We start from the raw sequence: 25,597 nt of genomic DNA, 5'->3' as shown, positions 1-25,597 counted from the left end.
CGCGCAATGCAATTCCTCTTGGGGCGGCTAAAAATACCTATTCAGGTGGCACGATCCCATGCTGTTCCAGGAAGCCGAAGATCGTGTTCCACAGATGCGGACTGATCTTTTCGCCCGACACCCGGTGGGTGGAACCGGGATAGAGCATCATCTCGAACGGGCGGTTCGCCCCCTGCAACTTCGCGATCAGTTCGGACGAATTTTCGAACACAACATTGTCATCCGCCATACCGTGAATCAGCAGCAGCGGATCGGTAATCTTCTCCGCATCGGGAATGGCGCTCGCCGCCGCGTAGGCTTCGGGTACTTCCCGCGGATCGCCCATGTAACGCTCGGTGTAATGGGTATCGTAGAGTTCCCAGCGCGTCACCGGCGCACCAGCAATCCCGGCAGCGTAGAGACCGGGGTCGGCCTGCAGCTGCTTCAGCGTCATGTACCCGCCATACGACCAGCCGTAGAGCGCGATCTTTGCCGGATCGACGAAGCCCAGTGACTTCAAATATTCTGCCCCGACTTTCTGGTCCGCGACTTCGACACCTCCCATCGCCCGGTAGATCGGCTGTTCGAATGCGACCCCGCGGTTGGCGCTGCCGCGGTTGTCGAGTTCGAACCAGATGTATCCGGCATCGACCACCGCCTGCTGCAACGCGCCGTCCCAGCCTGCGGTCACGGTCTGCGGGCCGGGGCCGCTGTAATGGTGGTAGAACACGGGATACCGCTTGCCCGGCTCCATTTCGGGCGTGACCATCTTCCAGTACAGGTCAGTGGTCCCGTCTGCCGCCTTGATCGTGCCGAACTCAGCCGGACGATGGCTCGTCAGATATGGGGCATAGGGATGATCGGTAGCGAGCGCATTTTCCTCGACCCACGCAAGTCGTTTGCCACTCTGGTCGGCAAGATATGTCTGCGGCGGCTGGTTATGGCTGGACCGCGTGACCAGCAGGGTCTGCCCGTTCTTGTCCATGGTTGCAGAATGGGTGAAACCCGCCTCTGTCAGCCGTGCGGGGGCTGCAAGACTGTCGAGGCCAAGTGAATAGACATGCTCCTCCAGCGGATTGTCCTCGCTCGTCGCCGTGTAGAAAAGAATTCCGTTCTCTTGGTCGATTCCGACCAGCTTGGTGACAACAAACCCGCCCCGGGTCATCTGCTGGTAGGGCGCGCCCTTCTGGTCGAGACGATAACGGTAAAGGTGTCCGAAACCGTCCCGTTCGCTCCACCAGACCAGACTTCCGTCCTTCTGGAATTTGTAATTGTCGGACAGGTTGATCCAATAGCCCTGATCGGACGAGGCGCCCGCATCCTGCTCCTGCAGCGCGATCTCTGTCGCACCGGTCTGGGGATCGACGCGGAGCACATCCATCCAGGTTTGCGCCCGGTTCTGGCGCTGCACATACAATGTGCCGTCGGGCGCCCAGTCGACCCGCGCCAGATAGAAATCGGTGGGATCTTCGGCGTTGTAATGGGCCGGGTCCTGGATGCCGGTCAGATCGACCTTCACCCGGTTGCCTCCGTCCGGATCCATGACGAACAGTTCCACCACCGCATTGTCGCTGCCGGCCACGGGATAGCGCTGGTCGAAAACCTTGGTCCCGGTCGCGCCGATCGCCGCGCGGGTAACGATCCCGACGCGCGCTTCGTCGGTCCGCTGGACAGCGATGCGGGTGTCATCGGGTGACCACCAGTATCCGGTGAGGCGCCCCATTTCCTCCTGCGCAACGAACTCCGCTTCGCCCCAGCGGATGGTCTCGCCTTCCCGGGGCGTAATCGAGACCGCAGCCGCACCGATGTCGCCCACCCACAATTGCCGGTCGCGGATGAAGGACACCAGTTTACCGGTGTTGCTGAGCGATGGGTTGAGCTCGCTTTCCTCGGTATCGGTCAGCCGGACAATGTCGCCGCCCAGCCGCGCCAGATACAGATCGCCGTCGAGCGGAACGAGCAAGGCCTCGCTGTCCGCCGCCCATTCATAGCTGACAATACCGGTCAGATCGCCGATCCGCTGGCGTTCCCGCTGCATTTTTTCGTCTTCAGACAGTTCTCGCCCCGACGCGAATTTCTCCGAGTCGACCAGCATCGACCAAGTGCCGGTATTCCGGTCATACCCCCACAGATCGTAGCGGTCCTTGTCGGTTTCGCGGTTGCGAAGCACGGTCAGGTACCGCCCGTCGGGCGATAGCTTGACGCCGCGCGGCACGGGGCCGTTGAGGCTCGGGCTGGCGAACACCTGCTCGAACGTCAGGCCGCTCTGCCCGCTCACGTCGCTGTCCTGCGCAATTGCCGGCACAGCGAGGACAAGTGAGGCGGCGGCGGCAAACAGGGGTAGGCGCATGTCAAGGATCGTCCCTTTTCAATCATCGGAGCATTCGGCGGGCAGACACTGGATTGCTTCGCCCGCACCCGCAATGGCGAATGCTGGCCGCCAATGCAAAAAGGGCGGCTCCCGCAGGAACCGCCCTTCTGTAACTTGATCCGCCGATGCTTACGCTTTCGGCGCGTTATCCCGGCGTTCGGCGATACGTGCACGCTTGCCGGTACGGCCGCGCAGGTAATAGAGCTTCGCGCGGCGCACGATACCGCGGCGAACCACGGTGATGCTGTCCACGATCGGCGCATACAGCGGGAACACGCGTTCCACGCCTTCGCCGAAGCTCATCTTGCGAACGGTGAAGTTGCTGCCCATGCCGCGGTTGCTGCGGGCGATGCAGACACCTTCGAACATCTGGATACGCTCACGCGCACCTTCGACGACCTTCACGCCGACGCGGACGGTGTCGCCCGCACGGAAAGCCGGTATTTCTTTCGTGACCTTGGAAATTTCCTCGGCTTCGATCTGCTGGATAAGGTTCACTGACCCTGGTCCTCATTTTCTCGTCGCGCGCCAGAGGCAGAGCGGTCCCGAACGCCACAATGACGTTCCCAAAGGTCCGGCCTGCGTAACCGTGTGTGATCTTCCGACATGGCCTTGCGCCATGCAGCGATCTTCGCATGATCCCCCGATCGCAACACTTCGGGGATCGTGCGCCCTTCCCATTCCTGGGGCCGGGTATAGTGAGGATATTCGAGAAGGCCTTGTTCAAAGCTTTCTTCGGTACCACTCGAAGCCGCGCCCATTACGCCGGGAAGCAGCCGAATGCAAGCATCGAGTAACATCAGCGCAGCGGGTTCGCCGCCCGACAGCACAAGGTCACCGACCGAGACTTCCTCGACATCCCGGCCCTCGAATATTCGTTCGTCGAAACCTTCGAACCGGCCGCACAGGATCGTGACCCCCGGACCCGCCGCAAGCTCGCGAATGCGCGCCTGCGAAATCGGCTTTCCGCGCGGCGTCATCGCCAGCACCGGAGCGTCCGGTTGCGCAGCCCGCGCATGGTCGATCGCGCTCGCCAGCACGTCCGCTTTCAGCACCATCCCCGCCCCGCCGCCAGCGGGCGTATCGTCGACTGTGCGGTGCTTGTCAGCCGCGAAATCGCGGATCTGCACGGTGGCGAGCGACCACCGGTTTTCCTCCAGGGCGCGGCCTGCCAGCGAAATGCCCAGCGGACCGGGAAACATCTCGGGATAAAGGGTCAGGATAGTGGCCGCGAAAGTCATCCGAACACATCCGGATCGATGGGCGGATTGCGCCTTGCTTCGCTGCGGCGGGTGTAGGCGTAAGCCACGGGAAACCCGATCACCGCAGCAAGAAACAGGGCTAAGACGAAAATTGCCGAAAGCGCTATCACCGCTTCACCGGACATATCCGTTTCCAGACCGTTGCGCGCACTGGCGATGACAAAAAATGCAGGCATTGTCGGAATGAACCCTGCGCCCAACGCAGAGATCGCCACGCGTCGTTTCCACCGCACCGTGGGGCGTGCAAAGGCAAGAATGAAGGCGAAGGCGAGCGCAAACAGCGCCGTGATCGCAGCAATGAACAGGATGCCGAAAATCATCATTCGACGCGCCTAATCAATCACAAAAGCAGAGTCGATCACCATGCCCGCGGTGCTCCATTCGAGCACGGCTTCCTTGTTCATCGGAACCATGAAGCGTTTACCGTTTTTGCCGTCAACAGGCGGACGTTCGACTTCGATGACGTCCCCGGCACCGAAATTCAGTACCTGGACCACGGTGCCCAGCGCCTCGCCGGTTTCGGAAGTGGCCAGAAGGCCCAGCAAATCGGCATGATAATACTCGCCCTCGGCCAGTTCCGGGAAATCGGCGCGCGTGATGGTGAGCGCGGTCCCGCGCAGCTTTTCCGCCGTGTTCCGGTCGGTGCATTCGGCGAAGCGGGCGACCGCGCCGCCCTTGTTGTCGTCGCGGATTTTCTGGAGCGTGAAAGCACCGTCGTTGAAGCTCTTGTAGCGCTTCAATTCGGCCCAGCCTTCGCCAAACAGCTTGAGTCGGACTTCGCCCGTCACGCCATGCGCGCCGATAATGGCTGCCAGCGTGACGGGCTTGTCCTGTGACAAAGGGATCAGCCCTCGGTCTTTTCTTCGGAAGCAGCGTCTTCAGCGGGTGCTTCTTCGGTCTTGGTTTCTTCGGCAGGGGTTTCCTCAGCCTTAACTTCTTCGGCCGGGGCTTCTTCAGCGGCCGCTTCTTCCGCAGGCGCTTCAGGCGTAGCTTCTTCAGCCGGAGCTTCTTCAGCCGGAGCTTCTTCTACAGCAGCTTCCTCGGCAGGAGCAGCCTTTGCTTCTTCTTCAGCGGTCTTCGCAGCTTCGTCAGCTGCAGCAGCCTTTTCAGCCTTTTCTTCAGCGCGTTCGGTCGCCTTTTCGCCTGGCTTGCCCTTGTTCGGGTTGACGCGTGCAGCGCGTTCACGGACACCGGCGGCATCGAGGAAACGGGCAACCCGGTCGCTTGGCTGGCCGCCGACGCTCAGCCAATAGCGCGCGCGATCCTCGTTCAGCGTAACGCGCTTTTCGTCGTCCTTTGCGAGCAGGGGGTTGTAGGTGCCGATCTGCTCGAGATATTTGCCGTCGCGCGGCGCGCGTTGGTCAGCCGCCACGATCCGGTAGTAAGGACGCTTCTTGGAGCCACCGCGGGAAAGACGGAGTGCAATTGCCATTGTATTTTACCTTTCGAGTATAAGTATCTGATATTATTTCTTGTTAAGTAATTTCTGAAGATCAGGCGGAAGGTCACCCATGCCGCCGCCGGGGCCACCCATGCCGCCGCCGCCCGGACCGCCAAGCCCGGGCATAGCCGCACCCATACCGCCCTTACCGAACATGGCGCCGAGGCCCTTGAGCCCGCCCATCTTCTTGATCTGCTTCATCGCCTTGGACATTTCCTGATGCATCTTCAGCAGGCGATTGACGTCCTGCACCTGCATCCCGGCGCCCGCCGCAACGCGCTTCTTGCGCTTGGCATTCAGCAAGGCGGGGTTGGCGCGTTCCTTCGGCGTCATCGACCCGATCACTGCATCCATATGGACCAGCACCTTGTCGTCCATGCCGCTCTGCGCCATCGCGGCCTTGGCCTTCTTCATGCCGGGCATCATCCCGGCGAGCATGCCGAGACCGCCCATCGACTGCATCTGGCGCAATTGCGTGCGCAAATCGTTCAGGTCGAACAGGCCTTTCGACATGCGCCGCGCCTGCTCCTCGGCGTCTTCGGCCTTGATGGAGGCCGCAGCGCGTTCCACCAGGCTGACGACGTCGCCCATGCCCAGGATACGGTTGGCAATCCGGCTGGGCTGGAACGGCTCGAGCGCGTCGAGCTTCTCACCCGTACCGGCAAACTTGATCGGCTTGCCGGTGACATGGCGCATGGACAGCGCCGCGCCGCCGCGTGCATCGCCGTCCATCCGGGTGAGGATGACACCGGTCAGGCTGACTTCGCTCGAGAAATTCTGCGCGACGTTTACCGCGTCCTGCCCGGTCAGCGCATCGACCACCAGCAGCACTTCGGTGGGCGTCGCAATACCGGCCACGGCCTTCATTTCGGCCATCAGTGCTTCATCGACATGCAGGCGGCCCGCGGTGTCGAGCAGCAGCACGTCGGAATTCTGGAGCCGCGCCGATTCGAGCGCCCGCCGCGCGATGTCGACCGGCTGCTGGCCCGCCACAATCGGCAGCGTCGCAACGTCGATCTGCGTGCCGAGCACCGCCAGTTGTTCCTGCGCGGCGGGGCGATTGACGTCGAGCGACGCCATCAACGCCTTCTTGCCGTGCTTTTCACGGATGTATTTCGCGAGCTTGGCAGTTGTGGTGGTCTTGCCCGATCCCTGCAGGCCGACCATCATGATCACCACCGGCGGCTTCGCCTCGAGGTTAAGGCCCTCGTGCACTTCCCCGCCAAGCGTTTCGATCAATTCGTCGTTGACGATCTTGACGACCTGCTGGCCGGGGGTGACCGATTTCAGGACTTCGGCGCCGATCGCCTTCTCGGTTACTCGGTCGACAAAGCGGCGGACCACCGGCAGCGCGACGTCGGCCTCCAGCAGCGCCACACGCACTTCGCGCATCGCATCGCGGACATCCTGTTCCGACAGCGCGCCGCGCCCGCGCAGCTTGTCGAACACTCCGCCAAGGCGGTCGGATAGACTGTCAAACATAGTCCTCACTCCTCCGCCGCAGCCCGTGCAGCGCTAAATGCCAAAAACGCCGGCGAACGAAACCTCGTTGGCCAGCGTGCGGTCCGTAGGGACCGGCTTTTTCAATTCTCGGCCATTTTGCCGGATTTTGTTTCAGGTCGGAAGCGAAAATCGTGCTTTGCGGGAACCGGAGCGGAGCGGGCATTAAGCCCGTGAGCACCGGAAGCGCAGCAAAGCGCGATTTGCAGCCCGTCCCGGAACAAAAGACGGTGAAATGGTGGAGCCTAGCGGGATCGAACCGCTGACCTCCTGCATGCCATGCAGGCGCTCTCCCAGCTGAGCTAAGGCCCCGTAACCAATATCGTACCAATTTTCCCTGCCAAATTGGCCGGGAGGCAGCCCTTTATGGATTGCCCCCCGATTTTGCAAGAACCGATTTGGCTAGCCGGTCTTAAATTTCCGGACCTTCGTCGTCGCCCTTGCCCTTGCTTACGCCAAGGTCGTCGTCGCCGCCGAGATCGACATCGTTATCCGGCGAATCTTCGCCGTCGTCGATGTCTTCCAGATCTTCATCATCATCATCGGCAAGGTCGCTATCCGCTTCCTTGTCCTTCTTCTTTTCGTCCTCAAACGGAATCGGCTGCTTCGACTTCAGGACCGGTTCCGGATACCATTCTTCACCGCATTCGATGCAGGTGGCTGGCTCTTCCTTGCCGAGATCGTAGAAGCGGGTGCCGCATTTCGGGCAAGAACGCTTGGTGCCCCATTCTGGCTTGACCATTGTATTTCCTTAACTGTCGCCCGACCGAGGGACCGGGGAGAAAAATTCTTCAAAAAGCTTGATGGAAACCGCCCGTGCATGAGCATCGACGCAGAATCAAGAGCGGGCGCGCCTTGCCATAGGGTGATGGCACTGTCAAAAGCCGCCGCGCCCGGTACCCGCATCCATATAGGACTGACATCGCTTGTCTGAAACCCCCACATCCTGGCCGACACCCCGCAAATTCGCTGGCGCGGGCCCGCTGCGCGGCACGATCCGCGTGCCGGGTGACAAGTCGATCAGCCATCGCACGCTGATGCTGGGTGCGCTCGCCGTGGGCAAAACCACCATTCGCGGGCTGCTCGAAGGCGAAGACGTCCTGGCCACCGCCGCCGCAATGCGGGCGATGGGCGCGATCATCGAGCGATCGGAAGACGGAGTGTGGAGCGTCCGCGGCGTCGGCGTCGGCGGGCTCCTGCAGCCGGTGCAGGCGCTCGACATGGGGAACAGTGGCACGTCCACACGGCTGCTGATGGGGTTGATCGCCAGCCACGGGATTACCGCCACCTTCATCGGGGACGCCAGCCTGTCCGGCCGCCCGATGGGCCGGGTCATCGAACCCCTCTCAGAAATGGGCGCAGAGATCACCGCCAGTCGTCCCGAGATCGGCGGCGGCACCCTGCCCCTGATGGTCCGCGGCTCCCTTCCCGCGGTCCCGATTACCTACCGCCTTCCGGTTGCTAGCGCGCAGGTCAAGAGCGCGGTACTGCTCGCGGGCCTGAACACGCCCGGCATCACTACGGTCATCGAGCCTGTGCCGACCCGCGACCATTCGGAACGGATGCTGAAGGGCTTCGGCGCCGATCTCTCGGTGGAGGAAGCGGACGGCGTACGAACCATCCGCATCCGCGGCGAAGCGGAATTGACTGCACGGGACATCGAAGTCCCGGGCGATCCTTCCTCAGCCGCGTTTTTTATTGTCGCCGCGTTGACCGTACCGGGCAGCGACCTGATCATCGAGAATGTCGGCCTCAATCCGACCCGCGCCGGCATTGTTACCGTGCTGCGCGCGATGGGCGGCAATATCGAGCCGCTGAACCAGCGCGAGGTCGGCGGCGAACCGGTTGCCGACCTGCGGGTGCGACATTCAGCGCTGACCGGGATCGAGGTGGACCCCGCCCTCGCCCCCAGCATGATCGACGAATTTCCCGTGCTGTTCGTAGCTGCATCGGTGGCAAGCGGCCGGACTACTACCAGCGGCCTCGAGGAATTGCGGGTCAAGGAAAGCGACCGCCTGACCGCAATGGCAACGGCGCTCCAAGCCATTGGTGCGAGGGTCACCGAAACCGAAGACGGCTTGCTGATCGATGGCACGGGCGGCGAACTGCTGGCCGGCGGCGGTCCGATTACCACCCATCTCGACCACCGTATTGCCATGAGCATGGCGATTGCCGGCCTCGTCTCCAGAGACGGGGTTGAAGTGGATGACACGCGGCCGATCGCGACCAGCTTCCCGACGTTTGAAACAATGCTCTCCGAAAGGGCTTCATGACCGATTACCTCACTCCCTTTGCTGCCGACCTGATCGGCTTTGCAGGTAGTTTCTGCATCGTCGCCGCCTATGCCTACAGCAATGTCGTGAAAGACATGAACATGGTGCTGTTCAACCTCGCGAACTTCATCGGAGCGGCGCTGCTCACGATCTCCCTGACGGTCAATTTCAACCTACCGACGATGGTGCTGGAAATCGTTTGGATGGGGATCGCCCTGTTCGGGCTAGGGCGGGCATTCCTCGCACGCAGGAAGGCACCCGGCCAAGGAAACGGTGCTGCATGATCATTGCGGTGGACGGCCCGACAGCATCCGGCAAGGGGACCATCGCCAAGGCGCTAGCAGCGCATTATGGCTTGCCGCATCTCGATACCGGATTGCTGTACCGCGCGGTTGGCCGACAGGTTTCGCTGATCGGCGGCGACCCTGACAATGCGGCGGATGCGCTGGCCGGATGCGATTTCCCCGATGCCCTGCTCTCCGATCCGGAATTGCGGTCCGAACACATTGGGGGCCTCGCCAGCCGCGTCTCCATCCATCCGGACGTCCGGCAGGCACTGTACGAACGCCAGCGCAGCTTTGCCACGCAGCCGGGCGGCGCGGTGCTGGACGGGCGCGATATCGGCACTGTCATCGCGCCAGAGGCCGAGGTGAAGCTGTTCGTGACCGCTTCGGTCGCAGCGCGGGCCGAACGGCGGTTTCGGGAAATGCAGGACCGGGGGGGCAGCGCCACCTTGGAAGATATCGCCGCCAACCTGCGCCGCCGCGACGAGCGCGACAGCTCGCGCGCCGCAGCCCCCCTGATACCGGCCCCGAACGCCTATCTGATCGACACGTCCGCGCTTGGCCGGGACGAAGCAATCGCCGCAGTTATCGCCGTAGTGGAGGAAGTGCTGGCGGCGGCAAACGCTTCGTCTCCCCGCGATCCGGATACGCCCCAGCCCAATTAGCTTGCCATTACGGCGTATTTCGCTTAAGCGCGCGTCCGTTCGGCGGACTTGTTTCCGGTCGAAGGCAAGCTTTCTAGCATTGCCGGTATTATCCAAGGGCGCTCCGCGCTCCGATACCGGTTTTCACGCCTTTGACCGCGATCAGATCCAATGGACCTTCATCGCGGCATTCGGCCCGGTGGGGAGTTCGGCCACAAGACCCCGGGAACCAACCTGGCGGCCGGAAAAAATAGTGTAGGAACCTCTAACCCATGGCATCAACAGCCAACCCAACGCGCGACGATTTCGAAGCGCTTCTTAACGAACAATTCGGCGGCGCCGATGATGGCGGCTTTGAAGGCCGCGTCGTAAAAGGCACCGTAACCTCGATCGAAGGCGGTTTCGCCGTGATCGACGTAGGCCTCAAGAGCGAAGGCCGTATCGACCTCAAGGAATTCAACCGCGGCGAAGAAGGCCACGGCCTCAGCGTCGGCGATGAAGTCGAAGTTTATGTCGACCGCGTCGAAAATTCCGACGGCGAAGCAATGCTCAGCCGCGACCGCGCCCGCCGCGAAGCCGCATGGGACAAGCTGGAAAGCGAATTTGGCGAAGGCGTCCGCGTCGAAGGCCGCATATTCGGCCGGGTCAAGGGCGGCTTCACCGTCGACCTCGACGGCGCCGTTGCCTTCCTTCCCGGCAGCCAGGTCGATATCCGCCCCGTGCGCGATGTCACTCCGCTGATGGAAATCCCGCAGCCGTTCCAGATCCTCAAGATGGATCGCCGCCGCGGCAACATCGTCGTTTCGCGCCGTGCCGTTCTCGAAGAAACCCGTGCAGAACAGCGCAGCGAACTGATCGGCGAACTGGTTGAAGGCCAGGTCATCGACGGTGTGGTCAAGAACATCACCGATTACGGCGCATTCGTCGATCTCGGCGGAATCGACGGCCTGCTGCATGTCACCGACATGAGCTACAAGCGCGTCAACCACCCGAGCGAAGTCATCGAAATCGGCCAGACCGTGACGGTGCAGATCGTTCGCATCAACAGCGAAACCCAGCGCATCAGCCTGGGCATGAAGCAGCTTGAAAGCGATCCGTGGGACGGCGTCGCCGCGAAATATCCGGTCGACATGAAGCTCAAGGGCACCGTCACCAACATCACCGAATACGGTGCGTTCGTGGAACTGGAACCCGGCATCGAAGGCCTGGTCCACGTTTCCGAAATGAGCTGGACCAAGAAGAACGTCCACCCCGGCAAGATCGTCTCGACCTCGCAGGAAGTCGACGTGATGGTGCTGGAAGTCGATTCCGACAAGCGCCGTATTTCGCTTGGCCTCAAGCAGGCACAGGGCAACCCGTGGGAAGAATTCGCCGACAAGCATCCGGTTGGTTCGACCGTCACCGGTGAAGTCAAGAACGCGACCGAATTCGGCCTGTTCATTGGCCTCGATGGCGACGTCGACGGCATGGTCCACATGTCCGACATCGCATGGGGCATTTCGGGCGAAGACGCTCTGGCGCTTCACCGCAAGGGTGAAGAAGTCCAGGCCGTGGTGCTCGATGTCGACACCGACAAGGAGCGTATCTCGCTCGGCATGAAGCAGCTCGAAAAGGGCGCACCTTCGGCAGAAGGCGCGGCTGGCGGAAGCTCGCTGAAGCGTAACGACGTAGTCACCGTGACCGTACTCGAAGTTCGCGATGGCGGCCTCGAAGTGCAGGTTGGCGAAGACGGCGCAACCGGCTTCATCAAGCGTTCGGATCTCGGCCGTGACCGCGACGAGCAGCGTCCCGACCGTTTCCAGGCTGGCCAGAAGGTCGACGTCATGGTCATCGGTTTCGACCGGTCCAAGAAGCCGAACTTCTCGATCAAGGCCCGTCAGGTCTCTGAAGAGAAGCAGGCTGTCGAACAGTACGGTTCGTCCGCATCGGGCGCATCGCTGGGCGACATTCTCGGCGAAGCCTTGAAAGGCAAGAGCGAGTAATCGCCACCGCCTTCAAGGTCTTATAAACAACAACCGGCAAGGCCCGCCCGCTCATTCGAGCAGGCGGGCCTTTCCTATGATCGGGATCAACGCTATCCTGCGGCGATGATCCAGATCCACCAGTTTCCCTGCCTGTCCGATAATTACGGCTTCCTCCTGCACGATCCATCCAGCGGCGAGACAGTGTGCGTCGATACACCCGACGCCGCGGAATATTTGCGGCAAGCCAAGTCCAAAGGCTGGACTATCACGCAGATCTGGAACACCCACTGGCACCCCGATCATGCGGGCGGCAATCTCGCCATAAAGGCAGCCTGCCAGGAAGCAGGCGGCAACTGCACCATCACGGCACCGGCGGCAGAAGCAGCGCGAATCGCGGGCATCGACCACGAGGTGGCGCACGGCGACACGGTGTCCCTCGGCGGTTATACAGCGCAGATCATTGATGTCGGCGGGCACACGCTTGGACATATCGCCTATCACCTGCCTGAAGCGGGCATAGCGATGGTTGGCGATGCGGTGTTCGCGCTAGGCTGCGGTCGGATGTTCGAAGGGACACCGGAGCAATTCTGGGCCAGCCTCGAGCGGATTCGTGCCCTGCCACCTGAGACGATGCTCTACTGCGCGCATGAATACACCGCAGCCAATGCAAAGTTTGCGGTCCACGCCGATCCGGACAACGATGCGCTGGCCGAATATGCGGCGGAAATTGCCGACAAGCGCAGCCGGAGCGAATGGACCGTGCCGATGCCACTATCGCGCGAACTGGCCACCAACCCCTTTCTTAGGGCGGATATCGAAGCCATGAAGGCACGATGGGGTGGTGATGGCCCAGTGGGCACCTTTGCCGCACTCAGGGCGGCAAAGGACAGCTTCTAACTGGGCCGGCAATACGCTGCGGCCCTAACCGGACCGAAGCGAAGGGATTCAGATACCCGCGATTACCTGATCTGCGAGCTTGCTGTCCGCAGCCGCATCGTGCTTTTCAGCAATCAAGCCGCGCGCTGCCAAGGTAGCCGCAGTGGCGGCGCGCCGGCGAACCTGGTCCACCGCTTCGCGCTCTGCTGCGGAGATCTTGTCTTCGGCCAACTGCTTGCGTCGGACAACCATCTGCTGGCCGTCCGCTTCGGCCTTGGCCAGGATCGCGTCGGCTTCGGTCTGCGCGCCGGCGATCATCGCTTCGGCGTCTTTTTCCGCGTTGGCAATTTTGGCGGCGTATTCGTTGCGGAGCGCTTCGGCTTCGGCGCGAAGCTGCTTTGCTTCGTCCAGCTGGGTACGGATCGCCGCAATCCTGCTATCCAGCCCACCCATGATCATCCCGGGGACCTTCTTCCAGACCATGATCGCAATCAGGACCAGCATCGATATGGCGACGATCTGGTAAGGTGCCAGACCGAACAATTGCGGTTCGATGTGTTTGCCCGCACCATGCTCCACTTCGGCGGCGACGGTGGCAGCGGTGGTCGAAAAGACCTCCGGGGCGTTCGCCATGAGTTTCAGGTCAAACATGGGAAAGGGCCTTCTTTACCGCGGTCTTGGCCGCAGCAGCGGTCACGGTGACCCCTGCCAGGCGCTGGACGATGTCCTGCGCGGCCTCTGCAGCGACGCCTTCGACTTCCGCCAGGGCAGCATCACGTGCCTCGGAGATTTCCTGCTCGGCCTTTGCCAGCTTGGTGTCGAGACGCTTCTGCGCCGCGGCGAGTTTCTTCTCGTTACGATCCGCTGCCTCGGCTTTGGCCTGGGCAACGATAGCCTGGGCGGCGGCACGATTATCGTTTTCGCGCACCCGCCAGGCTTCTTCTTCCTCATCCGCCTTTGCCCGGGCAGCGGTAGCTGCGGCGAGGTCGGCGGAGATCTGCTGGTCACGCTGGGCAACCGTATCCATTACCTTGGGCACCATTCCGCGTCCGACGAAGACGAAGACGATGCCGAAAAACACCAGCAACCAGAAAATCTGGCTGGAGTATGTCTCGGCAAGCTGGGCAATCTGCGGCATGGGTACGGGTCCCGTTGATCAGACAAACGAAGAAAACATCCGGCCCGGAGCAGCGCCCCGGACCGGTATCGAAAGCAGTGTCAGGCGACGAAGATCAGGATCATCGCGACGACGAAGGCGAGCAGGCCGAGAAGTTCGGCAGCTGCGAAGCCGATGAACAGACGTCCCTGCTGACCATCCGCAGCGCCCGGGTTGCGCAGCGCGCTTTCGAGGAAGGAACCGAACACGTTACCCACACCGATGGCGGCCATGCCGGCACCAATTGCAGCGAGACCGGCACCGATCAGTTTTGCAGCTTCTGCGTCCATAATAATTTCCTTTTTCGTGTAATTCTAAGTGGTTGATTGAAAGTCTTAGTGAAGATTCTCGGCATCGTTGATGTACAGCGACGTCAACAGTGCAAATACGTAGGCCTGAATACCGGCGACCAGGATTTCGAGTGCGCAAATCCCCACCATCAGGATGAAGCTTGGCAGTCCGACCAGCGCGGCAAAACCGATGCCGGCGTTGGTTCCGTCGATCACGAAACTGGACAGGACTTCCAGGAGCACGTGTCCGGCCATCATGGCCACGAACAGTCGCAGGCCGAGGCTGAAAGGACGCACAAGGAACGAGATCAGTTCGATCGGGAAGATGATCGGGATCATCGGCCATGGCGTGCCGCTGGGAACGAACAGCGAGAAGAAGTGGAAACCGTGCTTCCAGAAACCGACCACCAGGACGATTGCGAAGCTGAGTATTGCCAGCATCCCGGTGACGGTGAAGTGGCTGGTGAAGGTAAACGGGTGCAGGCCGATCACGCCCAGCGGCATCAGGCCCAGGATGTTGGCGAACAGGATGAACATGAACAGAGAAAAGATATAAGGCACGTATTTGCGCCCGTTCTTCCCGACGTTTGCTTCGAGCATGTCGTCGATGAACCCGGTGAAAAACTCCACCGACATCTGCCACCGGCCGGGGACCAGTTCGCGCCGCATTCCGCCGGCCACGAAAATCCACAGCACAACCGTGGCGATCAGCATCCACATCGCGCTGTTGGTGAAAGCGATGTTGTAACCCGCCAGTTCCCAGTTCGCCGAACCGAAAATCGGTTCGATCGTGAACTGGTGCATTGGGTCGACTTTGGCCACTTCGGCTGTCACGTTTGAAACGCCCCTAAGTCATTTGAACGAAAGCTTCCCGCTTACTCCGGTGGAGGAGTATCGCCGGGACGCGTGTTCGCCATCCGGAAAATGTTCCTGAAGGCGACGACTATCCCGAGGAACAGTCCCACCAACAGACCCCAGGGCGTGGTCCCGGCAAAGGCGTCTATCACCCAGCCAATCGCCGCACCGCCAAGCAGCCCACCGAGAAGATCCGCCAGCACCCGGTTGCCACTGCGATAATTCGCGTCGGCGCCGGTCGCTTTTGGCTGGTTACGTTGTTCTTCACGCTCGCGTGCGGCTTTCAGCCGCGCTTCGAGCGCGTCGATCCGCGCATCTTCAGCAATGGGTTCCCGTGCGGACTGGTCATCGCTCATACCGTGCTCCTTTGAACAGAATGCAAGGCATGGACAAAACCTGCCCGCCGAGGGCGCCGCCCCCTTAGGCGGGGGGTGTTTTGAAGTCAACCGGTGCAGTGCAGCATAAATGGAAGTTCGCGGACGCGGGCGGGTCCCGGTGGGTTAACTCCGCGTGGGCGATCAAGCGGGGCAGCGGCTATCGCGGAGCGGCGGAGAGGACGTACGTGTCTGCCAACTACCGTCGGGCGCCTGGTATTTTTCCCCAGGCGAGGTCCGCGCGATCGCGAGGCAGCCAGCCGTCAGGGCGTATTCTTCGAGCGTGGCGTTGGCGGCCTGCGCTTTTTCGGCATACACCGCGCGGCGCTTGATATTGATGTCGTTGACCAGCCGCTGGAGATCAGGCGCGGCCGAGCCGACGATCCCGAGGTAGCCGTCCATCTTTTCCCCGACCTTGCCGGACGAACGCGCCTGTTCATACGCCGGATCGCGCTGCGCATAGGCGGCGCCAGCCAACCCGCCAACTGCCAGCGACGCGGCAGCGAAGCCAAGGGCAAAGCGTCGGAGAGCGTTAAAGCGTCGGAGAGGGTTATTGCTGTTCATCATGGGTCCCATCAGAAAATATCGGCATTCTCTTCAATCGTGTTGCCGGCGTCTTCGGCCAGGCGGTAAATCACTTCTTGCCGAATATTGATATTCAGTTCGATCACGATCGGTCCTTCCGGTGCGTTGACGGAAATACATCCCCCCAGCGCTGCGGTAGAAGCGACCATAACCGGCGCCAACCAGCGCTTCCCCAATGTTCCCGAATGTCTGTTCTGCATGAACAGCGGTGTCGCACCCGGGCGCTTTGAGGTCAATTCGGCTTGTCTCATGGCATTTTCTCGCTTTCCGGCCCCTGAACAGGAAGTTGTACAGGAGGTTGTTGAGGCGCGGTTGCAGACGTCATGCTCCCCTCGGCTGAAATCAGGCCAAGGTCGCGCGGATCCTTGATGAAGGCCGGGTCGTACATCGCCTTAACGGAGGTGATCAGCTGATAGAACGGCGCACGGATGTTGACGTTGAAACGGATCGGCAAGTCGTCGATCTGGCGCGTAAAGAAATTGCGTTTCGCATCGGAACCTTGCCTGACCCCGTCGAACCTGACCTTGGTGACCAGTTCGCCCGACAGCGAACCCTCCATGCCGATGCGCATCTCCTTGTAGTCGAGGCTGCGCAGGGCATCGAAGGCAAAATTGACGATCGGGGTCATGTCCTCATAGGTCAGCTCGCCGACATAGGACAGGTTTCCGCCGGGCGGGCGGGCGACCAGCCATCCGCCGCGAATCGAACCGTTGCCCATCGCGTCGAAAACAAGCGGGATTTCACCGTCGAACGTGCCCGTCGCACTCAGATTACCCAGCTCCATCTGACTGATGAACTGCGCCGCATCGAGACCCTGGATGGTCAGTACATAAGCCCGGACTTCCGGCTCACCGAGATTAAGCTCGACCGGTTCCAGCAGCAGGGTTCCCCCCATGAAGGGCCAGCGTCCGCCGAGGACCGATACGATTGTTCCCTCCCGCATGGAAAACAGAACTTCGCCGTCCTTAACTTCGATGCCGGGGTTGATCGACGCGACCTGCAGTATCTGTTTGGGAGCCGTCGTAAGATTAAGCAGGTCGGTGAACCGGACCGTGCCGGATGCCCCCTTCACAGGACCGAAAGCCGCAGCGAAGTCGAACGAATCGCTGGAGAACTGGCCCGAACTGGTCACATCCTCACTGTTCCAGACGATCCGCCCGGTTCCGGTGATCACACCCTCGGCGTTGGCGATCACGCCCTTGGCATATTCGCTAAGCTGCTCTGGCTGCAATACGTCGTCGAACAGCAGCGAATCAACCACGAGATCGGCGAAGCCCGAAGCGTTGCTCAAGTCGTGACGGATCGCCACCCGGACAACTTCCCGCCCGCTCGTCGGTTCGCGCAGCCGAGCGCTCGCAAGCACGATGCTGTCAGCCAGGGTCAGCCTGGCACCACTCGAGAGCAGCGGCTTGAAACGCTGCGCTTCCGAACGGTCGGTGGCGGTGAAGGCGCTGTCCGACAGCGTCAGGACGCCGCCGGTGTAGTCCCAGGCGCCGCTGGTTCCGGTCAGGTCGATCGGCACGGAGAACAGCCGGATGTCGGCGTCCGAGAAGCGTCCGGCGATATTCTCGCCGATCACCGCGTCCAGATTGGCGATGGTAAAGCGGTTCGCGCTGTCCGCTGCGCCAAGTGTGACGTCGAGATCCTTGGCGGACAGCGCTCCGGGATAGGCGGCGCCGACCGGTCCGCTGGCAATCCGGATCGGTGTGTCCGCGAGGGTGCCGACAAGGTCGAGTGAGGGTGTGCCCGCGGCGATCTGCAATCCGCCTGCGCCAGCCCGCAGGATCGCCTGCCCCGCTGCCGGGCACAGCGTCAGCGCTTGCCGTTCAACGACCAGATTGGCCAGTTCCAGCTTGGCGAAACCGACTTTCGTACACTCGCGCCACATGGAAAGGCCGCCGCGCGCTGAATAATTGCCGCTAATCGGGAGCGCCAGCGCTCGAATCGATCCTCCCGGCAAAGGCCCGCTGGCCAGAGCGTTGCCCGAAAATCCGAATGCTCCATTGCTTCCCTGCAGCAGGACCAACTCCGGAATTGCGACCGAACTGTCCCCCTCGGAATATTCCGCCATCCGCATCCGGAAGATCAGATTGCCCCGCGCGCTCCGTTCCATCCGCCCCGAAATACGCGGTAATCCGGTCCCGCCGGTTACCAGATTGCCCGACAATTTGGGAGTCCCTGCGCCAGCGGTGCTGAACTGGAAGCGCGATAGTGACAGCAGGTTACCCCCGCCCCCACCGGTCAGGATGGCCTGGGGAATGACCACTGAAGTAATCTCGCCGCTCTGCCGCAAATTGACTTGCGCCGCCAACCGGCTGCCCCGCGATTCGCGCCGCATCGCCCCGCGCATTTTCGCGATCAGCGGCGCGGCAAAAGTACCCTCCGCGGTGGCCGTGAATTCCGCCAGCGAGCGATCGACCGTGTCGCCAAGGCGCACGCCGTTCCCCTCGACATCCGCGGTGAGTTCAACCTGCTCGAACCCGTCGCGGCCCCGTATGGCGCCCTCCGCGGTCACCAGTGCCGCGCCGAGCTGGGCAGTCCCGAGCGACCGCGCCGCCAGTGAATAAGTGCCGTTAAGCCCACGATCCCGCCAGCTAGCACGGAACGTTCCATTAAGGCCGCCAACCGCATTTCCTGCGATCGAAGCCGCGCCCGTCGCGAGCCGGGCCTCACCATCGAACACTGTGAATCCCGCGTCGCTTCCGCCTTCAATTTGGACAGCTGCGTTTTTCACCGAAACCTGCTGTTCCGGACAGGAAAGTTCAGCGGCTCTCACCGGTCCGGCGAACCGCGGCTTGCCGTCCTGCGAAGTGATCGCGCCATAGAGGGTCGCGCCGCGCGCGCTGCATCCGCCGCCGTCCAGTTCTGGTGCGGTAGCGGCGAGAATTCCGGCGAAACCGTCATCCAGCGGGCCTTTCCCTTCCGCTTTCAGGCCAACAGGCCCGAAATCGGTTTCAACCAGCGCCCGCGCGTCGATCAGTTCCAACTCGATGTCGGGCAGCGCGGGCGGCTCCCCCGTGTCACGGGACAGCACCGGATCAAGCGCGCCGAAGCTGAGGACACCGTCACGGTAGCTACCGAAAGCGCGTGCCTTGTTTAAGGTGATCAGGCCGATAATGGGGCCGCTCAAGCCATAGTCGATATCGACGACGATCCGCTCGATGGTCAGGTCCGGGCGCGCCGGATCGCCGATCACGATGTTGGTCAGGACCTGTTGGTTCGTGCCAACCCGTTCGATGTCGTAAGTGGCGGGCAGGCCAAGCTGTTCGAGCTGGTCGCCGATCAGGTTTTCGGCAATTTGTTCTCGCGAAAACCACGCGGCAGTCACTATGACAACAATCGCCAGAACCAGTGCGATCAGGACGCGCAAAATCCAGCGCGATCGGCGGGGCACCGGGGCGTCAAACGGGTCCGTCTCGGAAATGTCGTCTTCGGCCTGCGCCATGCACCCCACACTTGCGCCAGTCGCCCGGTAAAGGCAATGCAGCAGCTATAACATCGTTGCGAGGTAAAGGTTGCCTGAATCCGAAGATATTCTGTCCGGCAACCCCGGGCAACCGGTGGAGCCTGCGCATTCGGGTGCCGGTCATCGCGGGCGATTGCGAGAGCGGCTGCTCGGCGGAGGTGCGGAGGCGCTGGCTGATTACGAGGTGCTCGAGTACCTGCTGTTCGCCGCGGTCAAACAGGGCGACACGAAGCCGATTGCCAAGGCGTTGATGAAACGGTTCGGTTCCCTCGCCGGTGTACTGAATGCCGACGCGAAAGCACTGCAATCGGTCAAGGGCGTGGGTGAAACGAGCGCTGCGGCGCTGAAGAGCGTGGCGCTCGCTGCCCGGCGGATGGCCCGGGTCGGGGTGCAGAAAAATCCGGTGCTGGGCAGCTGGCAAGCCCTGCTCGATTACCTGACGATCGACATGGCGCATCTTACAGTCGAGCGCGTCCGGGTGCTGTATCTCAACACCCAGAACCGTCTGGTGCTGGACGAGCATGTCGGTGACGGATCGATCGACGAGGCGGCGATCCATCCGCGCGAGATCATCCGCCAGGCGCTTGATATCGGAGCCAGTGCTCTGATCCTGGTGCACAACCATCCCAGCGGCAATCCGGAACCGAGCCGTGCCGACATCCAGATCACCAACCGGATTGCGGAGGCCGGGCGGCTGCTCGGCATCGTGGTGCACGATCACATCATCATCGGGCGCGAAGGCCATACCAGCCTGAAGGCCAAGGGGTTGATCTAAACCTGATGCGCGCCTAGCCGCCACCTCGCAACCAAGCCCATTCGGAGCCCGCCATGATTCCCCGTTATTCCCGCCCGCAAATGTCCGCCATCTGGGAACCGGAATCACGCTACCGAATCTGGTTTGAGATCGAAGCCCATGCGACCGAGAAACTGGGCGAGCTGGGCGTTGTGCCGAAAAGCGCGGCAAAGGCGCTGTGGGACTGGTGGGCGACCGACCCGGTCATCGATGTTCCGGCTATCGACGCGATCGAAGCGGTCACCAAGCATGACGTGATTGCCTTCCTGACGTGGGTGGCGGAACAGGTTGGCGACGAAGCGCGCTTCATGCATCAGGGCATGACCAGTTCCGATGTGCTAGACACCACGCTTGCGGTACAGCTGGCCCGCGCATCCGATATCCTGCTGGAAGATCTCGACCAGCTTCTGGCCGCGATCAAGCGCCGCGCCGAAGAACACAAGTACACCCCGACCATCGGGCGTAGTCACGGGATTCATGCCGAACCGGTCACGTTCGGCCTCAAGCTGGCACAGGCCTATGCCGAGTTCGCCCGGTGCCGCAAACGGCTGGTCGCTGCGCGCGAGGAGATTGCGACCTGTGCCATTTCCGGCGCGGTAGGCACTTTCGCCAATATCGATCCGCAAGTGGAAGCCCATGTCGCCGAGCGCCTCGGCCTCGCCATCGAACCGGTCAGCACGCAGGTAATTCCGCGTGACCGTCATGCGATGTTCTTTGCAGTGCTGGGCGTGATCGCCAGTTCCATCGAACGGGTCGCAGTCGAGGTCCGCCACCTGCAGCGTACGGAAGTGCTGGAGGCGGAGGAATATTTCTCCCCCGGACAGAAGGGTTCGTCGGCCATGCCGCACAAGCGCAACCCGATCCTGACCGAGAATCTGACCGGGCAGGCCCGGATGATCCGGTCCTACGCCCTGCCCGCGATGGAGAATGTCGCGCTGTGGCATGAACGGGATATCTCCCATTCTTCGGTCGAGCGGTTCATCGGCCCCGATGCGACGATCACACTCGATTTCGCGCTCGCCCGGCTGACCGGAGTGATCGACAAATTGCTGATCTATCCCGTGCGGATGAAGAAGAATCTCGACCGCATGGGCGGGCTGGTTCACTCGCAGCGGGTCCTGCTCGCACTGACGCAGGCAGGGGTGAGCCGCGAGGATTCCTATCGCCTCGTCCAGCGCAACGCGATGCAGGTGTGGGAATCGGACGGCGAGAAATCGTTGCTCGAATTGCTCAAGGCCGACAGCGAAGTCACCGCGGCATTGTCGGACGCGGAAATCGAGGACAAGTTTGATCTCGAATACCACTTCAAACAGGTCGATTTCATATTCGACCGGGTGTTCGGATAAGTTCGAAAGGATGCCGCGGGGGCAGCCGCATCGCGCCCTTCCCTTGCGCGGCCAATCCGACTAGCATCGGCTGACACCCGGTTTTGAGCCGCAGCGCAGGAAACACGATGCAGATTGTCCGCACTATCCTCTGGGTCCTGCTGTTCGCAGGCCTGATGTTCTTCTCTTTCTTCAACTGGAAGGAAGTGGAGGTCCAGATTTGGACCAACATGGTGCTGGAAACCAAGGTCCCTGCGCTGGTAATCGTTTCGTTCCTGCTGGGCATGATCCCGACGTGGCTGCTCCACCGCGGCACCAAGTGGCGGCTGACCCGGCGCATCAAGACGCTCGAAGCCGCCGCGCGCATTCCGCAGGTTGCGCCCGCAGAACCCGGTTACGGCGAAACCATGGACTCCGCAGAGACCACGCCCGAACCCGCCCCTACAAGCACCTACTCGCCGAATACTCCCGTATGAGCAATCCCGTCTATCTCGCACTCGACTTGCCCAATCTGGACGCGGCCAAGGCGCTGGCTGAACGTGTCAAATCGCATGTCGGCGGCTTCAAGCTCGGCCTCGAGTTTTTCTGCGCCCACGGGCATCACGGGGTGCACGAGATCGCGCAGATCGGCCTGCCGATCTTCCTCGACCTGAAACTTCACGACATTCCCAACACCGTCGCCGCCGCGATGCACGCGATCCATGTTTCGGAACCCGCGATCGTGACCGTCCATGCCAGCGGCGGTCGGGCAATGATGGAAGACGCCAAGGCGGCAGCGCCCAACGGCACGAAAATCGTCGCAGTGACCATGCTCACCAGCCTTGACGAGCGGGACCTGACGCGCACCGGCGTCGATGGCAACGCGCATGATCAGGTCATGCGGCTGGCGGAACTGGCGCAGGACGCGGGTCTCGACGGGGTCGTCTGTTCCGGACAGGAAGTCCGCGCGGTTCACAAGCGGTGGAAGGACGGGTTCTTCGTCGTGCCGGGCCTGCGCCCTGCGGGGTCCGCTACGGGTGATCAGAAACGCGTCGTGACGCCGCGGCAAGCCCGCGACGACGGCGCCAGCGTGCTGGTGATCGGCCGCCCGATTTCGCGCGCCGACGATCCGGTTCAGGCAGCCCGTGATATCGAAGCCACGCTTTGACATGGCCGACCGCGCGACCCCTAACCTGCCTTCCCGCGATTTCGGCACGACCGAAGCGTTCTACGGCGCGCTCGGTTTCGAATGCGGCTGGCGGGACAATGGCTGGATGATCCTGACCCGCGGGGCGGTCCAGCTGGAATTCTTTCCCTATCCCGATCTCGATCCGGCGAAGAGCTCCTTCGGCTGCTGCATCCGGCTGGACGATATGCCGGCGATGCACCGCCAGGCAGTGGAAGTGGGCGTACCGCAAACGAGCAACGGCTTCCCCCGCATCTCCGATCCAAGGCGCGAATTGAGCGGGCTCGACATCGCCTATCTGGTGGACCCCGATGGCACGCTGGTCCGGCTGGTCCAGAACGACTGAGCCATGGCCGCCAAAGTCAAGATTTGCGGGGTGACCACGCCCGCCGCACTCGACGCGGCCATTACGGCCCGTGCGGAGTATGTCGGCCTCAATTTCTTCCCCCCTTCCCCGCGCCATCTGCCGGTGCGCGACGCTGGCGCCTTGGCCGCCCGTACGGAGGGCCGGATAATATCAGTCGGAGTCTTCGTCGATCCGGACGACAGCCTGCTCACCCAGGCGGTGACGGCGGCGAGACTGGGCGCAATCCAGCTTCACGGCGCGGAAAGCCCCGCCCGCGCCGCGGAAGTCAAGGCGCGCTTCGGAATGCCGGTGTGGAAGGTGCTGCCAGTTTCCTCCGCCTCCGACATCGCGCGCGCCGAGTCCTATGTCGGTGCCGCCGATTTCATCCTGTTCGACGCGAAGACACCCAAAGGATCGGCCATCCCCGGCGGCATGGGCCTGCGGTTCGACTGGCAGTTACTCGCGGCGTATCACGGCGGGCTTCCCTGGGGGCTGGCCGGCGGGTTGACTGCAAGCAATGTCGCCGAAGCCATCCGGGCCACGGGCGCACCGCTGGTCGACACCTCCTCCGGCGTCGAAAGCGCGCCCGGCGTCAAGGACGTGGACAGAATCGCGGCCTTCTGCAAAGCGGCACGGCTATGACAGACGCTACGACAGACACTATGACAGACCGTGCAAATTCCTTCCGCAACCAGCCCGACGAACAGGGGCATTTCGGCGATTACGGCGGGCGTTATGTCGCCGAAACGCTGATGCCGCTGGTGCTGGATCTTGAACGTGAATACCGCGCCGCGCAGGCCGATCCCGCGTTCAAGGCTGAGTTCGACGATCTGCTCGAACATTACGTCGGCCGCCCTTCCCCGCTGTATTTTGCGGAACGGCTGACCGACGCACTCGGCGGGGCGCAAGTCTGGTTCAAACGCGACGAGCTCAACCACACCGGCGCGCACAAGATCAACAATTGCATCGGGCAGATCCTGCTCGCGATCCGCATGGGCAAGACGCGGATCATCGCGGAAACCGGCGCGGGCCAGCACGGCGTGGCGACGGCAACCGTCTGCGCGCGTTTCGGCCTGCCCTGCGTCATCTACATGGGCGCGACTGACGTGGCCCGGCAGCAGCCCAACGTGTTCCGCATGAAATTGCTCGGCGCGGAAGTGATCCCGGTCACCAGCGGCGCGGCAACGCTGAAGGACGCGATGAACGAAGGGCTGCGCGACTGGGTCGCCAATGTCCATGACACTTTCTACATCATCGGCACCGCCGCGGGCCCGCATCCCTATCCGGAGATGGTCCGTGATTTCCAGAGCATCATCGGCATCGAAGCGCGCGCGCAGATGCTGTCCCGAGTTGGCCGCTTGCCCGACCTGCTGGTCGCCTGCATCGGCGGGGGCTCCAACGCGCTGGGCCTGTTCCACCCGTTTCTCGACGATCCCGAAGTAAAGATGCTCGGCGTGGAGGCTGCGGGCCACGGCCTCGACAAGGCCCACGCCGCCAGCCTCACCGGCGGAGCACCCGGCGTGCTCCACGGCAACAAGACCTACCTGCTGCAGGACGAAGATGGTCAGATCACCGAAGGACACTCGATCAGCGCGGGCCTCGACTATCCCGGCATTGGCCCCGAACACGCTTGGCTGAAGGAAAACGGCCGTGTCGAATACACCTCGGTCACCGATGATGAGGCGCTGGAAGGCTTCCAGTTGCTGTGCCGCACCGAGGGGATCATCCCCGCGCTGGAACCGTCGCACGCGATTGCCGCCGTCGCGAAAGTGGCCAAGACCATGCCCAATGATGCAATCATCCTCGCGAATTTGTGCGGACGCGGTGACAAGGACATCTTTACTGTGGCCGAGGCGCTGGGAGTGGAGATTTGACCCGCCTCGCAAATGCCTTCGCCAAACCCGCGCTCGTCTGCTTCGTCACCGCAGGTGACGGCGACACCGCCGCCAATCTCGACGCGCTGGTCGAGGGGGGCGCGGATGTGATTGAGCTGGGCATGCCGTTCACCGATCCGATGGCCGATGGTCCGGCGATCCAGGAAGCGAATATCCGCAGCCTCGCCAAGGGCACGACCACCGCCGACATTTTCGCCATCGCGGCAGCATTTCGCGCGCGCCATCCTGATACTCCGCTCGTGCTGATGGGATACGCCAATCCGATGATCCGTCGCGGTCCGGAATGGTTTGCCAACCAGTGCGAAGCGGCCGGAGTGGACGGCGTGATCTGCGTCGATATCCCGCCGGAAGAAGACGCCGCGCTAGGCCCGGCCCTGCGTGCAAAGGGTGTCGCCCCGATCCGCCTAGCTACGCCCACCACTGACGCGGCGCGCCTGCCGCAAGTGCTCAATGGTTCCGGTGGGTTCCTCTATTACGTCTCCGTCGCCGGAATTACCGGCAAGCAACAGGCGGCCATGGCGTCCATCGAGGATGCCGTTGCCCGCCTGAAGGCCGCGACCGACATACCAGTAGCGGTCGGTTTCGGTGTCCGCACCCCCGAACAGGCTTCAGCTATTGCCAAGGTCGCCGACGGCGTCGTGGTCGGCTCTGCACTGGTGGAATTGGTCGCCGAACATGGCGAAGACGCTCCCGCTGCGCTAAGAGAGCTGACATCAGCGCTCGCGCATGCCGTCCATTCGGCACGATAAGGAT

The 25,597-nt window shown here is 62.2% G+C and carries 29 protein-coding genes and 1 tRNA gene; 13 read left to right on the top strand and 17 right to left on the bottom strand.

The annotated features are described in order from the left end of the window. Window positions 1-37: 37 nt before the first annotated feature. From GRI65_RS02885 to GRI65_RS02845, 9 genes are all read right to left on the bottom strand, one after another. A complete protein-coding gene (locus GRI65_RS02885; RefSeq protein WP_160755009.1) occupies window positions 38-2,329 on the bottom strand; it encodes a S9 family peptidase in 2,292 nt (763 codons plus the stop codon). 150 nt (window positions 2,330-2,479) lie between these two features. Further along, window positions 2,480-2,848: a 50S ribosomal protein L19 gene (gene rplS / locus GRI65_RS02880; protein ID WP_160755008.1), complete on the bottom strand. Its 369-nt coding sequence runs from the start codon at window positions 2,846-2,848 to the stop codon at window positions 2,480-2,482. Beyond that, window positions 2,845-3,591, bottom strand: coding sequence for a tRNA (guanosine(37)-N1)-methyltransferase TrmD (trmD, locus tag GRI65_RS02875; protein WP_160755007.1), 747 nt, complete (start codon window positions 3,589-3,591; stop codon window positions 2,845-2,847). Before trmD ends, rplS begins: the two co-directional genes overlap by 4 nt. Then, window positions 3,588-3,935, bottom strand: coding sequence for a hypothetical protein (locus GRI65_RS02870; protein ID WP_160755006.1), 348 nt, complete (start codon window positions 3,933-3,935; stop codon window positions 3,588-3,590). Before GRI65_RS02870 ends, trmD begins: the two co-directional genes overlap by 4 nt. A 9-nt stretch (window positions 3,936-3,944) precedes the next feature. Next, entirely contained in the window at window positions 3,945-4,451 is a 507-nt protein-coding gene (rimM, locus tag GRI65_RS02865) for a ribosome maturation factor RimM (RefSeq protein ID WP_160755005.1), read from the bottom strand. A 5-nt stretch (window positions 4,452-4,456) separates the two neighbouring features. Further along, window positions 4,457-5,044, bottom strand: coding sequence for a 30S ribosomal protein S16 (gene rpsP / locus GRI65_RS02860; RefSeq protein WP_160755004.1), 588 nt, complete (start codon window positions 5,042-5,044; stop codon window positions 4,457-4,459). 33 nt (window positions 5,045-5,077) lie between these two features. Next, on the bottom strand, window positions 5,078-6,535 hold the full coding sequence (ffh, locus tag GRI65_RS02855) for a signal recognition particle protein (protein WP_160755003.1): 1,458 nt from the start codon (window positions 6,533-6,535) through the stop codon (window positions 5,078-5,080). A gap of 254 nt (window positions 6,536-6,789) precedes the next feature. Beyond that, window positions 6,790-6,865 (bottom strand) — tRNA-Ala (locus tag GRI65_RS02850). A gap of 100 nt (window positions 6,866-6,965) precedes the next feature. Then, window positions 6,966-7,295, bottom strand: a complete 330-nt coding sequence (locus tag GRI65_RS02845) for an FYDLN acid domain-containing protein (RefSeq protein WP_160755002.1) — start codon at window positions 7,293-7,295, stop codon at window positions 6,966-6,968. A 184-nt stretch (window positions 7,296-7,479) separates the two neighbouring features. Here GRI65_RS02845 and aroA point away from each other — a divergent pair, with 184 nt between their 5' ends. From aroA to gloB, 5 genes are all read left to right on the top strand, one after another. Beyond that, window positions 7,480-8,826 carry a 3-phosphoshikimate 1-carboxyvinyltransferase gene (gene aroA / locus GRI65_RS02840; RefSeq protein ID WP_160755001.1) on the top strand — a complete coding sequence of 449 codons (1,347 nt, stop codon included), beginning with the start codon at window positions 7,480-7,482 and terminating at the stop codon, window positions 8,824-8,826. Next, entirely contained in the window at window positions 8,823-9,110 is a 288-nt protein-coding gene (locus GRI65_RS02835; protein WP_160755000.1) for a CBU_0592 family membrane protein, read from the top strand. Before aroA ends, GRI65_RS02835 begins: the two co-directional genes overlap by 4 nt. Continuing rightward, window positions 9,107-9,775, top strand: coding sequence for a (d)CMP kinase (locus GRI65_RS02830; RefSeq protein WP_160754999.1), 669 nt, complete (start codon window positions 9,107-9,109; stop codon window positions 9,773-9,775). Before GRI65_RS02835 ends, GRI65_RS02830 begins: the two co-directional genes overlap by 4 nt. A 251-nt stretch (window positions 9,776-10,026) precedes the next feature. Then, on the top strand, window positions 10,027-11,736 hold the full coding sequence (rpsA, locus tag GRI65_RS02825; RefSeq protein ID WP_160754998.1) for a 30S ribosomal protein S1: 1,710 nt from the start codon (window positions 10,027-10,029) through the stop codon (window positions 11,734-11,736). Window positions 11,737-11,841: 105 nt separating this feature from the next. Continuing rightward, window positions 11,842-12,615, top strand: a complete 774-nt coding sequence (gloB, locus tag GRI65_RS02820; protein WP_160754997.1) for a hydroxyacylglutathione hydrolase — start codon at window positions 11,842-11,844, stop codon at window positions 12,613-12,615. 48 nt (window positions 12,616-12,663) lie between these two features. Here gloB and GRI65_RS02815 read toward each other — a convergent pair whose 3' ends face one another. From GRI65_RS02815 to GRI65_RS02780, 8 genes are all read right to left on the bottom strand, one after another. Then, complete coding sequence (locus GRI65_RS02815) at window positions 12,664-13,245, bottom strand: F0F1 ATP synthase subunit B family protein (RefSeq protein WP_232843896.1); 582 nt, start codon at window positions 13,243-13,245, stop codon at window positions 12,664-12,666. Next, complete coding sequence (locus GRI65_RS02810) at window positions 13,238-13,732, bottom strand: F0F1 ATP synthase subunit B family protein (protein ID WP_160754996.1); 495 nt, start codon at window positions 13,730-13,732, stop codon at window positions 13,238-13,240. Before GRI65_RS02810 ends, GRI65_RS02815 begins: the two co-directional genes overlap by 8 nt. An 80-nt stretch (window positions 13,733-13,812) precedes the next feature. After that, window positions 13,813-14,040, bottom strand: a complete 228-nt coding sequence (locus tag GRI65_RS02805) for a F0F1 ATP synthase subunit C (protein ID WP_114520182.1) — start codon at window positions 14,038-14,040, stop codon at window positions 13,813-13,815. A 45-nt stretch (window positions 14,041-14,085) separates the two neighbouring features. Further along, window positions 14,086-14,844 carry a F0F1 ATP synthase subunit A gene (locus tag GRI65_RS02800; protein WP_160754995.1) on the bottom strand — a complete coding sequence of 253 codons (759 nt, stop codon included), beginning with the start codon at window positions 14,842-14,844 and terminating at the stop codon, window positions 14,086-14,088. Between the two features lie 71 nt (window positions 14,845-14,915). Continuing rightward, on the bottom strand, window positions 14,916-15,251 hold the full coding sequence (locus tag GRI65_RS02795; RefSeq protein ID WP_160754994.1) for an AtpZ/AtpI family protein: 336 nt from the start codon (window positions 15,249-15,251) through the stop codon (window positions 14,916-14,918). Window positions 15,252-15,413: 162 nt separating this feature from the next. Next, entirely contained in the window at window positions 15,414-15,833 is a 420-nt protein-coding gene (locus GRI65_RS02790; protein ID WP_160754993.1) for a YdbL family protein, read from the bottom strand. An 11-nt stretch (window positions 15,834-15,844) separates the two neighbouring features. Continuing rightward, window positions 15,845-16,003, bottom strand: coding sequence for a YnbE family lipoprotein (locus GRI65_RS02785; protein WP_160755575.1), 159 nt, complete (start codon window positions 16,001-16,003; stop codon window positions 15,845-15,847). A gap of 98 nt (window positions 16,004-16,101) precedes the next feature. Continuing rightward, on the bottom strand, window positions 16,102-19,299 hold the full coding sequence (locus GRI65_RS02780) for an intermembrane phospholipid transport protein YdbH family protein (RefSeq protein WP_160754992.1): 3,198 nt from the start codon (window positions 19,297-19,299) through the stop codon (window positions 16,102-16,104). Window positions 19,300-19,387: 88 nt separating this feature from the next. Between GRI65_RS02780 and radC the strand changes: the two genes are divergently transcribed. The 8 genes from radC (at window position 19,388) to trpA (ending at window position 25,593) form a co-directional block, all read left to right on the top strand. Then, window positions 19,388-20,095: a RadC family protein gene (gene radC / locus GRI65_RS02775; protein WP_160755574.1), complete on the top strand. Its 708-nt coding sequence runs from the start codon at window positions 19,388-19,390 to the stop codon at window positions 20,093-20,095. Window positions 20,096-20,148: 53 nt separating this feature from the next. Then, on the top strand, window positions 20,149-21,459 hold the full coding sequence (gene purB, locus GRI65_RS02770; protein WP_160754991.1) for an adenylosuccinate lyase: 1,311 nt from the start codon (window positions 20,149-20,151) through the stop codon (window positions 21,457-21,459). A gap of 107 nt (window positions 21,460-21,566) precedes the next feature. After that, the gene (locus tag GRI65_RS02765; protein ID WP_160754990.1) at window positions 21,567-21,914 is read left to right on the top strand and encodes a hypothetical protein; all 348 of its coding nucleotides are present in this window, start codon (window positions 21,567-21,569) and stop codon (window positions 21,912-21,914) included. Continuing rightward, window positions 21,911-22,585, top strand: coding sequence for an orotidine-5'-phosphate decarboxylase (gene pyrF, locus GRI65_RS02760; RefSeq protein WP_160754989.1), 675 nt, complete (start codon window positions 21,911-21,913; stop codon window positions 22,583-22,585). Before GRI65_RS02765 ends, pyrF begins: the two co-directional genes overlap by 4 nt. A gap of 1 nt (window position 22,586) precedes the next feature. After that, complete coding sequence (locus GRI65_RS02755) at window positions 22,587-22,949, top strand: bleomycin resistance protein (protein WP_160754988.1); 363 nt, start codon at window positions 22,587-22,589, stop codon at window positions 22,947-22,949. Between the two features lie 3 nt (window positions 22,950-22,952). Next, window positions 22,953-23,591: a phosphoribosylanthranilate isomerase gene (locus tag GRI65_RS02750; protein ID WP_160754987.1), complete on the top strand. Its 639-nt coding sequence runs from the start codon at window positions 22,953-22,955 to the stop codon at window positions 23,589-23,591. A gap of 20 nt (window positions 23,592-23,611) precedes the next feature. Then, window positions 23,612-24,823, top strand: a complete 1,212-nt coding sequence (gene trpB, locus GRI65_RS02745; protein WP_160754986.1) for a tryptophan synthase subunit beta — start codon at window positions 23,612-23,614, stop codon at window positions 24,821-24,823. Further along, window positions 24,820-25,593 carry a tryptophan synthase subunit alpha gene (trpA, locus tag GRI65_RS02740; RefSeq protein WP_160754985.1) on the top strand — a complete coding sequence of 258 codons (774 nt, stop codon included), beginning with the start codon at window positions 24,820-24,822 and terminating at the stop codon, window positions 25,591-25,593. Before trpB ends, trpA begins: the two co-directional genes overlap by 4 nt. Window positions 25,594-25,597 lie beyond the last annotated feature (4 nt).

Source organism: Allopontixanthobacter sediminis (assembly GCF_009828115.1).
Classification (GTDB): Bacteria; Pseudomonadota; Alphaproteobacteria; order Sphingomonadales; family Sphingomonadaceae; genus Allopontixanthobacter; species Allopontixanthobacter sediminis.
Note: the sequence above shows the minus strand (reverse complement) of the source record. Positions and strands in the feature narration are given on the sequence as shown.

What these genes read in the sequence shown, in the direction of transcription:
- pyrF (WP_160754989.1), top strand. Translation starts at nt 21,911, where the DNA reads ATGAGCAATCCCGTCTATCTCGCACTCGACTTGCCCAATCTGGACGCG.
- GRI65_RS02765 (WP_160754990.1), top strand. Translation starts at nt 21,567, where the DNA reads ATGCAGATTGTCCGCACTATCCTCTGGGTCCTGCTGTTCGCAGGCCTG.
- GRI65_RS02795 (WP_160754994.1), bottom strand. Translation starts at nt 15,251, where the DNA reads ATGAGCGATGACCAGTCCGCACGGGAACCCATTGCTGAAGATGCGCGG.
- ffh (WP_160755003.1), bottom strand. Translation starts at nt 6,535, where the DNA reads ATGTTTGACAGTCTATCCGACCGCCTTGGCGGAGTGTTCGACAAGCTG.
- trmD (WP_160755007.1), bottom strand. Translation starts at nt 3,591, where the DNA reads ATGACTTTCGCGGCCACTATCCTGACCCTTTATCCCGAGATGTTTCCC.
- GRI65_RS02870 (WP_160755006.1), bottom strand. Translation starts at nt 3,935, where the DNA reads ATGATGATTTTCGGCATCCTGTTCATTGCTGCGATCACGGCGCTGTTT.
- trpB (WP_160754986.1), top strand. Translation starts at nt 23,612, where the DNA reads ATGACAGACCGTGCAAATTCCTTCCGCAACCAGCCCGACGAACAGGGG.
- rpsP (WP_160755004.1), bottom strand. Translation starts at nt 5,044, where the DNA reads ATGGCAATTGCACTCCGTCTTTCCCGCGGTGGCTCCAAGAAGCGTCCT.
- GRI65_RS02830 (WP_160754999.1), top strand. Translation starts at nt 9,107, where the DNA reads ATGATCATTGCGGTGGACGGCCCGACAGCATCCGGCAAGGGGACCATC.
- gloB (WP_160754997.1), top strand. Translation starts at nt 11,842, where the DNA reads ATGATCCAGATCCACCAGTTTCCCTGCCTGTCCGATAATTACGGCTTC.
- GRI65_RS02780 (WP_160754992.1), bottom strand. Translation starts at nt 19,299, where the DNA reads ATGGCGCAGGCCGAAGACGACATTTCCGAGACGGACCCGTTTGACGCC.
- GRI65_RS02835 (WP_160755000.1), top strand. Translation starts at nt 8,823, where the DNA reads ATGACCGATTACCTCACTCCCTTTGCTGCCGACCTGATCGGCTTTGCA.
- GRI65_RS02885 (WP_160755009.1), bottom strand. Translation starts at nt 2,329, where the DNA reads ATGCGCCTACCCCTGTTTGCCGCCGCCGCCTCACTTGTCCTCGCTGTG.
- GRI65_RS02800 (WP_160754995.1), bottom strand. Translation starts at nt 14,844, where the DNA reads ATGCACCAGTTCACGATCGAACCGATTTTCGGTTCGGCGAACTGGGAA.
- GRI65_RS02815 (WP_232843896.1), bottom strand. Translation starts at nt 13,245, where the DNA reads ATGTTTGACCTGAAACTCATGGCGAACGCCCCGGAGGTCTTTTCGACC.
- GRI65_RS02805 (WP_114520182.1), bottom strand. Translation starts at nt 14,040, where the DNA reads ATGGACGCAGAAGCTGCAAAACTGATCGGTGCCGGTCTCGCTGCAATT.
- GRI65_RS02785 (WP_160755575.1), bottom strand. Translation starts at nt 16,003, where the DNA reads ATGGTCGCTTCTACCGCAGCGCTGGGGGGATGTATTTCCGTCAACGCA.
- GRI65_RS02790 (WP_160754993.1), bottom strand. Translation starts at nt 15,833, where the DNA reads ATGAACAGCAATAACCCTCTCCGACGCTTTAACGCTCTCCGACGCTTT.
- GRI65_RS02755 (WP_160754988.1), top strand. Translation starts at nt 22,587, where the DNA reads ATGGCCGACCGCGCGACCCCTAACCTGCCTTCCCGCGATTTCGGCACG.
- GRI65_RS02750 (WP_160754987.1), top strand. Translation starts at nt 22,953, where the DNA reads ATGGCCGCCAAAGTCAAGATTTGCGGGGTGACCACGCCCGCCGCACTC.
- GRI65_RS02810 (WP_160754996.1), bottom strand. Translation starts at nt 13,732, where the DNA reads ATGCCGCAGATTGCCCAGCTTGCCGAGACATACTCCAGCCAGATTTTC.
- GRI65_RS02845 (WP_160755002.1), bottom strand. Translation starts at nt 7,295, where the DNA reads ATGGTCAAGCCAGAATGGGGCACCAAGCGTTCTTGCCCGAAATGCGGC.
- rpsA (WP_160754998.1), top strand. Translation starts at nt 10,027, where the DNA reads ATGGCATCAACAGCCAACCCAACGCGCGACGATTTCGAAGCGCTTCTT.
- purB (WP_160754991.1), top strand. Translation starts at nt 20,149, where the DNA reads ATGATTCCCCGTTATTCCCGCCCGCAAATGTCCGCCATCTGGGAACCG.